Annotated in this window: 15 protein-coding genes; 12 read left to right on the plus strand and 3 right to left on the minus strand. The window is 53.8% G+C overall.

Going from position 1 to position 8,844, the window contains the following annotated elements:
- Positions 1-38: 38 nt before the first annotated feature.
- The 3 genes from F2P45_RS06280 to F2P45_RS06290 all read right to left on the minus strand — a co-directional run bounded on the left by F2P45_RS06280 (position 39) and on the right by F2P45_RS06290 (position 2,669).
- On the minus strand, positions 39-1,172 hold the full coding sequence (locus tag F2P45_RS06280; RefSeq protein WP_166871519.1) for a sensor histidine kinase: 1,134 nt from the start codon (positions 1,170-1,172) through the stop codon (positions 39-41).
- Positions 1,173-1,636: 464 nt separating this feature from the next.
- On the minus strand, positions 1,637-2,239 hold the full coding sequence (locus tag F2P45_RS35435) for a hypothetical protein (RefSeq protein ID WP_187367147.1): 603 nt from the start codon (positions 2,237-2,239) through the stop codon (positions 1,637-1,639).
- Between the two features lie 4 nt (positions 2,240-2,243).
- Positions 2,244-2,669 (minus strand): Arc family DNA-binding protein, encoded by a 426-nt coding sequence (locus F2P45_RS06290; protein WP_223164684.1) that lies wholly within the window; start codon positions 2,667-2,669, stop codon positions 2,244-2,246.
- Between F2P45_RS06290 and F2P45_RS37220 the strand changes: the two genes are divergently transcribed.
- From F2P45_RS37220 to F2P45_RS06345, 12 genes are all read left to right on the plus strand, one after another.
- Positions 2,646-2,825: an Arc family DNA-binding protein gene (locus tag F2P45_RS37220; RefSeq protein ID WP_166871521.1), complete on the plus strand. Its 180-nt coding sequence runs from the start codon at positions 2,646-2,648 to the stop codon at positions 2,823-2,825. The two genes, F2P45_RS06290 and F2P45_RS37220, sit on opposite strands and share 24 nt — an antisense overlap.
- Before the next feature lie 209 nt (positions 2,826-3,034).
- A complete protein-coding gene (locus F2P45_RS06300) occupies positions 3,035-3,514 on the plus strand; it encodes a hypothetical protein (RefSeq protein ID WP_166871523.1) in 480 nt (159 codons plus the stop codon).
- The gene (locus F2P45_RS06305) at positions 3,511-3,732 is read left to right on the plus strand and encodes a hypothetical protein (protein WP_166871524.1); all 222 of its coding nucleotides are present in this window, start codon (positions 3,511-3,513) and stop codon (positions 3,730-3,732) included. The genes F2P45_RS06300 and F2P45_RS06305 overlap by 4 nt, the downstream gene beginning before the upstream one ends.
- The gene (locus F2P45_RS06310; RefSeq protein WP_166871526.1) at positions 3,729-4,010 is read left to right on the plus strand and encodes a hypothetical protein; all 282 of its coding nucleotides are present in this window, start codon (positions 3,729-3,731) and stop codon (positions 4,008-4,010) included. The genes F2P45_RS06305 and F2P45_RS06310 overlap by 4 nt, the downstream gene beginning before the upstream one ends.
- Complete coding sequence (locus F2P45_RS06315) at positions 4,007-4,471, plus strand: hypothetical protein (RefSeq protein WP_166871529.1); 465 nt, start codon at positions 4,007-4,009, stop codon at positions 4,469-4,471. The genes F2P45_RS06310 and F2P45_RS06315 overlap by 4 nt, the downstream gene beginning before the upstream one ends.
- Positions 4,472-4,610: 139 nt before the next feature.
- Entirely contained in the window at positions 4,611-5,693 is a 1,083-nt protein-coding gene (locus F2P45_RS06320) for a hypothetical protein (RefSeq protein WP_166871532.1), read from the plus strand.
- A gap of 138 nt (positions 5,694-5,831) precedes the next feature.
- Entirely contained in the window at positions 5,832-6,131 is a 300-nt protein-coding gene (locus F2P45_RS35570) for a hypothetical protein (RefSeq protein WP_223164685.1), read from the plus strand.
- Entirely contained in the window at positions 6,128-6,349 is a 222-nt protein-coding gene (locus F2P45_RS06325; protein WP_166871535.1) for a transcriptional regulator, read from the plus strand. The genes F2P45_RS35570 and F2P45_RS06325 overlap by 4 nt, the downstream gene beginning before the upstream one ends.
- 10 nt (positions 6,350-6,359) lie before the next feature.
- Positions 6,360-7,136 carry an ORF6N domain-containing protein gene (locus F2P45_RS06330; protein WP_166871538.1) on the plus strand — a complete coding sequence of 259 codons (777 nt, stop codon included), beginning with the start codon at positions 6,360-6,362 and terminating at the stop codon, positions 7,134-7,136.
- An 11-nt stretch (positions 7,137-7,147) separates the two neighbouring features.
- Positions 7,148-7,507, plus strand: a complete 360-nt coding sequence (locus tag F2P45_RS06335) for a hypothetical protein (RefSeq protein WP_166871541.1) — start codon at positions 7,148-7,150, stop codon at positions 7,505-7,507.
- The gene (locus tag F2P45_RS06340; protein WP_166871543.1) at positions 7,500-7,802 is read left to right on the plus strand and encodes a hypothetical protein; all 303 of its coding nucleotides are present in this window, start codon (positions 7,500-7,502) and stop codon (positions 7,800-7,802) included. The genes F2P45_RS06335 and F2P45_RS06340 overlap by 8 nt, the downstream gene beginning before the upstream one ends.
- Complete coding sequence (locus tag F2P45_RS06345) at positions 7,795-8,685, plus strand: hypothetical protein (RefSeq protein WP_166871546.1); 891 nt, start codon at positions 7,795-7,797, stop codon at positions 8,683-8,685. Before F2P45_RS06340 ends, F2P45_RS06345 begins: the two co-directional genes overlap by 8 nt.
- Positions 8,686-8,844 lie beyond the last annotated feature (159 nt).

An 8,844-nucleotide genomic window follows, 5' to 3' on the forward strand; every position in this document is an offset into this window, starting at 1 on the left:
ACAGCATTTGCGCCGGAAGATGATCTGAGCTGTGAATCTCAGTTCGGCAGCGTGTGCCTGGGCAAAGATACCGTGAATATGCAACCAGTGCCTGGCACATCCCGGACGGACAAGATTCCGTTGTCGGCATTGATGCTCTGCTGCGAAATTGTAAGTCCGATGCCAGAACCAGTTCGGTTGCTACCCCGTTGCGAGTATGGCAGAAACATTGTTTCCTCTACCCCTGGTGCTAGGCCGCCGCAATGGTCACGGATATCAATCAAGATCCGGTCCGCTGCGCCGTACGCAGTAAGCAAGACTTCCGTGTTGGGCTTAGTGAACTTGAACGCGTTTTGAAGGATGTATGCGACAGCGGTTAGCAGTAGTTCACGGTTGCCCACCAGGCCGAGCGATATGTCTACTGGTTGAACGAGCAATGTGCAAGCACTGTGCGAGGACGCAGGGTCAGCAGCGTTAGCGATTTCCTGAATCATCTTTGCTAGGGAAAACACTTCCAAAATGGCTGGGTCAAAGCTTCGTGACCGAACCTCGTCAAGCGATTCATCAATGAGTTTTTGTAGTGAGATCAAAGCTCTTTCCAGGATTGACCCGGTGGCGCCACCCAGACTTAAATTTCCCGCTTTAGCAGCGGTAAACGCCAGAGATGCTGTGCCAAGATGATTGCGGAGTTCGTCGGAATAGAATCCCAGGCGACGATTTGACTCTACCGCAAGTCTTCTTGCGAAAATCTCGTCCCGCTGGTAGCTGAACTCCGTGACAGCATCGGAAATTGCATTGTCTAAACAGCGGTTGAGGGTGCGAAACTCCTCGACTCGAAAGGGGGCGTCGCGCTCGACCGCAAGGTCTGTAATAGCCTGACAAAGATCGCCGTAGTCATGTACTACTTGGTCGACGCTAAACCCGAGGTCAAGCAGGTCTTTGCCATGCTGGGCTGCCGTTACGCTCACTTCTGAAAGCGTCTGCGCTCCACCCGCCGGTCCAGAAATGCGTAAACTATCGGTCGGAATCGCGGACTCTTCAGTTTCCAAAGTTCTAATCAGTTGATCCAAGAAGATCGGAACACCGTTTTCCAGCTGCCCTGGACTTGCATTACGACCCGGACGCGCGTTGACCTTAATGCGGCATCGCGAGGTCAAGTCGTCGCGATTATTGCGGAGAAAATCATGTAGCATGGCCCACCTCGCGCCTACTAAGGCAATATGAGTTGCGACAAGCTTGCCTCAACTTCAACTGAGAATAGACTGTAATCGTGTCTGGTGGCGCTCAATTGGCTGCACTCGCGCTCTTGCAGAGCGACGATGCGTTCCAACTTCCAATACCTATTTTGAGCTTTCGGCATCTGCTAATATCCCGGTTAACAGATCGTGTAGCTCTGTGTCAGCCACTGGCCCCCGTGGACTTTGGCCGTTGTCGCGTACGTCGTAGGACGTGACCTGGGGCGGCATGACGCGCGCCAACTGTTCAATCGAATTTACCCGTATCTCGGCAACTGCGCTGCCAGCGGGTGTGCGCATCGTGATCAGGCAATTGAGAGGCATGATGGTGCTCCAAGTGAAACTGCTCGACAGTTGCGTGCAGCAAAATGATGGACTTCTCACTTGTACGCGCATAGTCTCACATTGGATGCATTTTTCGATCAGATCGGCTTGCCGACCGCCTTGCGGGTCTTGGATGGCTGCTGAAAGCTCTCCGCCCACCGGACCACTTCGCGCGCAATGTACAGCGCTTGCGGTTTCGCTGTGCCGGGCAGTCGGACCGGTTTGGGGAAGCTTGGTTGAACAACGATATCCCTGCGAACCGTGTCCGCTGATCGCTTGAGGTATGCTGCAATGTCGCTGGTGTCCCACAGATCTAGCGACCCTGGTACAACCAGGGCGACGCGTTTGCCCACGGAGTCCGCCACGGCTTTAGCGATACGCGATATGTCCTCGTCGGAAATTTTGACCGCATTGCTCTGTGGCTGCTCAGTGCACGTATTGTCGTGACTATGGTCTGCTTTGGGTATAGTTGACGGCGCATGCGACTGCGCGGCTTCCTCTCTACATCGGTCGAGGTAACTACCGACATCGCGTACGTCGGCCACCACTAAATTGCCCTCGTTGCGTGTCGGGATTGGAAAAGTGCCGGCGCTCATCTGGCTGCGCACCGTCCCAATCTCGGCCCCGATTTCGTGGCATACCTCATCCAGCCTCATCACGAGTCGCTCGTATTTCATCGCTAGGAAGATGTCGGCCTTCATGCTTTCAGTGCCCGCCCAGTTTAAGCAAGGTTTCGACCACGGATTCAAGCGTTTGCCTGTTCGTCGGGGCCGCAAGTTTTTCTGCAATCGCGGCAGCCTGCGCGTCGTTCGTAGAGCCCATGTGTCCGGGCTCAAGTGAGAGTGCCAAGCGAAAAACAATCTCCGCGTTCATGCTGCGATTGTTCTCCTTCGCACGAGCTGCAATTTGTGCGCGCATGCCGTCCGGCAAGCGAAGAACGAACTTGTCTGCGAGCTGGGGCGCGCGCCCTGAATTTTCTGAGTTCATAGCTTCAGCATACTGGCAATGAGCCATTTTTAAAATGATGGCTATGAGCCATAAAAATGCCTTGCATATGATGGCTAATAGCCATATAGTTTCCCTACTTTTACAAATTTTGGAGCGGCAATGAGCATCGGAATCAAGTTTCAACTGAGGTTGCCTGCGGACCTGAAGACTTGGCTTGAGGAGGATGCGTGCCGAAACGATCGTTCGATGAACGGGCAAGTAATTGCCGTCCTGCGTGAGCGAATGAACAAGCAGCTGGAGAGTCAGGAGTCACGAGTCGGCGCGAGCAAGCCCGACTAGTCTCGCAGAACAGCGTTAGCGAACACCGTGTTAAATCAATGGAGGGACGGATGAGGTAGAACTTTTACGAGAAACGAAATGACAAAGGGCCGGCGTGCAAGCCGACCCTTCTAATTTTTTGCGACCGGCCTGGCGGAACCAGGTTAGTGCGGCTATTGGTGGTGGAACACCTTTAGCTGTATTGGATCAGTGTAATCTGGAGAAAACACATGAACAAGATGGATAATAATGTAGCAGTACCGAACAGTCAACATTTTTCGGGGGCTGACTCTGCCTGCGTCGCAGCGCCGCTTCAAACGCTGATGAACTTGGATCGCTACCTCAGCGCCAGTGGCTATGACGCCTCCCATCCGTGGCGCTTGGAAATCGGCACCGCAGTCACGAGCGGCAAGACCGACCTGCACCATCCGCTCCGCGAGGTGGCCATTGGTCGCGCTCGCGACGCTGTCGACATGGCAGCCATCGGTGCGAGCTTCATCAATGACAATATCCTGCCAGCGGTGTATGCGCTCGTGGAGCTTATCGAAATTCATGAGAGTGGGGATGCCGAGGCCGGCCGATACGCGTGTCCGCTTCTGCCGCTCGCAAAATTGACGCGTCAACTGACCGAAAACGCTGCGGGCTGCCTTGAGGACAATGAACGAGAAATGCAAGCAAAACTCGCTGTGGTCGAGGGAGATGAAGCATGAGCTCCGTGCCTAAAAGAGGATTTCAGCCACGTCGCTGGCTTGGTGATAATTTAGGGTTGGATTGTGACGTCACCGTGCGCACGTTAGTCGATGGGAAGTACGTGGACCTCGACATTGAAGAGGCGCTCCGGCGTATCAACGAGTTCGACGAGGCGGAGGGTGCCCGAGCCCTTGCGAGACTGCCTTTCCACTTCAACATGAGCGAGGTTGCAAAATGATGCGCGATAACTTACCTAGAAGCACTCCGGCTACTGCCGATGCCAAACAAGCTGTCGACATCGACACAATCCAACAGCACGGACGCGAGCTCGGCATTTTGATGGATGCCATACTGGATGCTCTCGATGGACTGGTGTGCCCTGATCGGAAAACGTCAAAAATCCACGACAAGGTTAGCTATTTCGTGCGCTGTGCAGCCGGCCATGCTCGGGTTCTTACTCAGCTTTCCCATGAAGCTGAGGCGCAAGGATCGTCAATGAAAGGAGGTGAGGCATGAATGCTCGCGTCCCCAATCCCTACTTTAAATTTGTAGAGCGTGCGCCCTATGAAATCGGACACTTGCTGAGGCAGATGTCGGCTCATTTCTCAGCATACGAGCCGGTTGCCCCGGACGACCGGCTTATAGCGGAAGCACTGACACAGCATGCCACTAATGCCAACGACACCTTAATGAGCGGAATTGAAGCAATTGGACATGTTTTGCAGACGGCCTTCCATAACCCCGCATGGGAGATGTCGCCTCAGCAACTGAAGGGAATTGCGGGGCTATTAGTTCATCTGTCTGCTGAAGCGCAATTTATGCAAGAATTGGACTGGGAAATCAAGTGTGCGCTAGATGCGGATGCATTGCGCAGAGCTGATACAGGGCAAGAGTCGAAGGCCCCCGCATCGGCTGCCAGCCCAGATGAGTCAGGGCAAAGTAGCTGCGTCAAGAAGCATACGTCAGCAGTTGGATAGTACTGAACCTACGGCGGAGACGGACAGGCTGATCGAATTAAGTCTTTTTTGATGCTCAGCCAGCCACCGAGCCTGAATGTTCAGAAATACTGCCCAAATTAAAGTTCGCAAACACCTAAATATAGTTACGGAGTTTTGTATGGCCAATAACGGATGGCAACGCATCAATAAAAACCTGGGCGAAGGATACGCTAACTTGATTGATGGGGCGCATTCCAAGCCTCCGGCATGTGAATTTTGCGATAGCATAAACCCAGATGAGTTTAGCTCCTTTCGAGAGAGAATGCCGGAAGTTCTTGAGCATTTGCTAACGTCGCACCGCATAGATCTTTCTCCCCTTTACGCGGTTGAACGCTTTGAAGCAATTACACCAGAAATTCCTGATGATTGGTATTTCGCGTATTTTTCCGATATCGCTCGCCGCGCACGCAACATACTCGCAGGCAGGAATGACCGTCAGATTCATTTGTGCGCTTTAATTAATCGAGTACGCACAAAAAAAATATATGTCGACATGGATCACACTCTGGCTGTGTTGCCAGATGATCAATTTGATTTTTATCAATCTTCACAAAGTATCAGTGAGATTTCTGCTATGCGCCGCTTCTTTAGGGAGCAATGGTCACACCTCTCCGCTGAGCCAACGATCATCGTATGTCTCCCCGATCCAGAATTCGAAGATGTGACTGTTGATTTTTTTCAGCATGAAGTATTTGCGGTATTGGCAATAACAAAGTTAGTTGAGGCCATTTTCGCCTTTGATGCGCCGCTAGAGTTGTTAATAATAGAAGATTCTCCTTTAAATGAGTTGGTCCAATATCTTGAGTCATTTTATGAGTTACCCGTACATGAAAGAGACGCTAGAATGTTTCAGGAAAATCTTCGTGTGGCGGCAAAATTTTCCATGGAGGCAATGGAGGCAATCAATTATGCAGAGTTAAAAAAGCTTGAATACGAGAATAGAAATGAGGTTCAGGAGAAAAAGGGTGAACAGATACGAATATTGCAGAGCGATCGACACAAATCGAACCGAGAGATCAAAGACATGACGATTGCTGAATGGGATCGAATTCGGAGTGAACTTGGATATATTTTGAATGCGGAAAGGAATGGGATCTCGTTGTCGATGTGGCTTTCGACGAAGAACATTGTCCGAACACCTAGGGTAGTTGCAGGCTGGCTTCGCGAGCATGCGCAGAACGTCGGAGTGCGGTGGCGGTAGGCAGTCTCAGCCGGAGGCTGTACAGCTTCCGGCTGAGACTGTACAGCTTCCGACTGAGATGCATTGCCGGCGAGTATGTCGAGCACTACGATTCTTCCATCGCCTTGATCGGGCTCAAACAGATGGAAGTATCCCAACATGGACAAGCGCCAATGTATTGAAGCAGTTAAGTTGCAAAGCGAAAATTCAAAATTTTTCGTATGGACTAGAAGAGTCCGTTTAAACATGTTAAAGTTTGTTTGGCGCTTAGTTTGCGGCGCTAACTGTAATGCCAAGACCGAAGAAACCCGCATCACCAATTGTCCCAACGAGACCCGCTTCACCAGGATAGGTCATGAACCAAATAAATCGCATGGCACTGTTGCCGCAATTTTATTTGGCGTCTATCCTGCGCTGACTGCGTTAGGTAGGCGCCTTTATAGGAGCACTACCGAATGAACCCACTTCCCGAAACTGGCTTTTTGAAGCTGTCTCAAATCCTTGGCAACCCGAAGGCGACGCCACCTGTGCCGCCTATTATTCCCGTCTGCAAGGCGACTTGGTTCGCCGGTCAAAAAGGTCCGAACCCACGATTTCCTATGCCCGTCCGTATCGGTGGCGGACGCGGCTCGTTCTATCGAGTCGAGGAAATTCGCGCCATCCTGAAATCCGCGTAAGGAGCTACCCATGAACATCACTACAGCCGCCGGCTTCCAGCCGGCAGCGCGGACTCTGCACGCCTCCGCTCTGCAAATTAACGGTATTGCTCTGGCTCCGGTCGAGCATCACGGCCAACGCGTAATGAGCTTGGCAATGATCGACCAGGTACACCAGCGCCCTGACGGAACAGCGGGTCGGAACTTTCGCGAGAACCGTAGTCGCCTTATCGCCGGCGAGGATTTCTTCGAGATTGACCAGCCCGACGAAATTCGTCGGCTTGGTTTTTCACGTCCGCAGGGTGGAGTGCCTGCAATGGTTCTTCTCCTCACCGAAACCGGTTACAGCATGTTGGTGAAGTCATTCACCGACGATCTCGCATGGGATGTACAGCGCCAACTAGTGAAGTCCTACTTCGCCAAGCCGGCAACCTTGGCTGACCCAATGGCCAGCCTGTCGCCAGAACACCGCGCGCTGGTGGCGCTGCTTTTCGAAAGTTCGGCCATCAAAGCGCAGCAGGCCGCGCACGCTGCTGAACTCGCGGCCCAGGCCGAGAGCATCAAGCGCATCGAGGCTAACCAGATCGCCGCAGTCGCAAGCGTGCAGTCGTTCACAGCGCTCGGCTATTCCCTTTTTAGGGACTTGGGCCTCAGCAAAATCGAGCTGGGCAAGCTTGGCCGGAAAGCGACGGCCCTCAGCAAGGCGCGCGGCATCACCGTCGACCAAGTCGGCGACGGACGGTATGGCCGTGTCGGCTCGTATCACATCAGCGTGCTCGACGATGCATTGATAGCTATTTCGAACTGAGGGGGTAGACGATGAATCTCCAGCAACTTTTGCAAACGAAGTTCGAACAGCGCATCTACGGCTCGCTCAAGGTTGGCGACCTGTGTATTTGGCAGAACCTCACCGGCGACGACGCGCACCTCAACGGCACCGAGACGACGATTCTCCAGATCAACGAGACCGTGATGGTACGCGCACCTTACCTGACCGACACGTGCCTCCATGGCATGCGCTGCTGCGGCGAGCCCCACGAGTTGCGCAAAAAGGCGCTGCCGGCGCGCGAGGTCGACACCTTGGTCGCCTGGGCGGAGTGTCCCTGGCAGCCGGGTGATCTGACAGTATCGGTCGGCGTTGCCGCGCCCATCAAAAACACGGAGAGCAGCCATGCATAAGGAAATGAGAGTGGTCCTGGACATTTGCGCAGCCTCGCGCGCAGCCGGCCTGGTGGCGCGTCCCGACATCGCAAAGTGCCATGGATCGGTTGGTGACCTTACGACCAAGTGCATCAGTTGCGTGCGCATCCTGGCGCCGGAGGGGGGAGGGCAGCAGTATGCCGAGCCCACGATCACAGGTGACGTATGCAGCCAGTACGCCAGCCTGGAACGCTACGGCCACCTGTTTGTGGCTGTGGCAGCGCCATTGCCGGCAGAATCGCCTGAGCCGCTGAGCGAGGTGCACGGTGGCTAGAGCGCGCAACATCAAGCCTGGCTTCTTCACGAACGACGAGCTGGTCGAGCTGCCGTTCGAGGTACGCCTGCTGTTCATCGGTCTGTGGACGATCGCCGATCGTGAAGGCCGCATGGTCGACCGTCCACGGAAAATCAAGATGGAGATTTTTCCAGCTGATGATGTCGACTGCGACAAGGCCCTGGCACTCTTGGCTGACAGCGGATTTATCACGCGGTATCAGGTCCGCGAGCATAAGGTCATCGAGATCCTAAATTTCTGCAAGCATCAGGCCCCGCACTCCACGGAGAAAGACAGTGTATTGCCAGATGCCGTCGGTTATTTCACTGTGAACGAACGCAGTAAGAACGGTGGGGTAACGGGGATTTTCCATAAGGCGCGGACACTTTCGGAGGTTGATAACAGTGCCTTAACGTTGGATAACGTTAGTCCACCGTTAGAGCAAGTTATCCCTCAGTCCCATAACGCCCTGATTCCTGAATGTGGAATCCTGATTCCTGAATCCTTTAGAACTTCAACTGCATCGTCGACAAGCGACGACGTTCGGCAATGCCCGACCGCAGAACTCGTCGAGCTGTACCACGAACTCTTGCCGAGCAACCCTCGGGCAAAGGTCGTCAATACGGCGAGGAAGAGCGCTATCCGGTCGCGCTGGACGGAGGCGTCGAAGCTGCGCTGCGAGCCGTTCGGCTATGCGACCAGGGCGGAGGGACTGGCAGCGTGGCGTGAGTTCTTCGAAATCTGCGCCACGTCCCGGTTCCTGACGGGACTGTCACCGCCGACGCCTGGCAAGCCGGCGTTCGTTGCCGACATCGATTTCCTTTTCTCCGCCAGCGGCTTTGCGAAGACGCTTGAAAACAAATACCACAGGGATGCACCATGACCGACCAGCACGAAGACCACACCGTATCGATCGTAAGCGCTCCATAAACCCCAGACTTGCTGGCTAATCCGAATTTCCGCATTCTTGCTACTTCGATTTGATACCGGAGCAAGCATGGAAAACACGACCGTTTTTTGGGAGAAGCACGTTGCCGCGATT

The organism is Massilia mucilaginosa, from assembly GCF_011682145.1.
In the GTDB taxonomy this organism is placed as follows: domain Bacteria; phylum Pseudomonadota; class Gammaproteobacteria; order Burkholderiales; family Burkholderiaceae_D; genus Telluria_A; species Telluria_A mucilaginosa.

Excerpts from the sequence above, each read along its gene's own strand:
- F2P45_RS06280 (WP_166871519.1), bottom strand. The coding sequence starts at position 1,172 with ATGCTACATGATTTTCTCCGCAATAATCGCGACGACTTGACCTCGCGA.
- F2P45_RS35435 (WP_187367147.1), bottom strand. The coding sequence starts at position 2,239 with ATGAAGGCCGACATCTTCCTAGCGATGAAATACGAGCGACTCGTGATG.
- F2P45_RS37220 (WP_166871521.1), top strand. The coding sequence starts at position 2,646 with ATGAGCATCGGAATCAAGTTTCAACTGAGGTTGCCTGCGGACCTGAAG.
- F2P45_RS06300 (WP_166871523.1), top strand. The coding sequence starts at position 3,035 with ATGAACAAGATGGATAATAATGTAGCAGTACCGAACAGTCAACATTTT.
- F2P45_RS06305 (WP_166871524.1), top strand. The coding sequence starts at position 3,511 with ATGAGCTCCGTGCCTAAAAGAGGATTTCAGCCACGTCGCTGGCTTGGT.
- F2P45_RS06310 (WP_166871526.1), top strand. The coding sequence starts at position 3,729 with ATGATGCGCGATAACTTACCTAGAAGCACTCCGGCTACTGCCGATGCC.
- F2P45_RS06315 (WP_166871529.1), top strand. The coding sequence starts at position 4,007 with ATGAATGCTCGCGTCCCCAATCCCTACTTTAAATTTGTAGAGCGTGCG.
- F2P45_RS06320 (WP_166871532.1), top strand. The coding sequence starts at position 4,611 with ATGGCCAATAACGGATGGCAACGCATCAATAAAAACCTGGGCGAAGGA.
- F2P45_RS35570 (WP_223164685.1), top strand. The coding sequence starts at position 5,832 with ATGGACAAGCGCCAATGTATTGAAGCAGTTAAGTTGCAAAGCGAAAAT.
- F2P45_RS06325 (WP_166871535.1), top strand. The coding sequence starts at position 6,128 with ATGAACCCACTTCCCGAAACTGGCTTTTTGAAGCTGTCTCAAATCCTT.
- F2P45_RS06330 (WP_166871538.1), top strand. The coding sequence starts at position 6,360 with ATGAACATCACTACAGCCGCCGGCTTCCAGCCGGCAGCGCGGACTCTG.
- F2P45_RS06335 (WP_166871541.1), top strand. The coding sequence starts at position 7,148 with ATGAATCTCCAGCAACTTTTGCAAACGAAGTTCGAACAGCGCATCTAC.
- F2P45_RS06340 (WP_166871543.1), top strand. The coding sequence starts at position 7,500 with ATGCATAAGGAAATGAGAGTGGTCCTGGACATTTGCGCAGCCTCGCGC.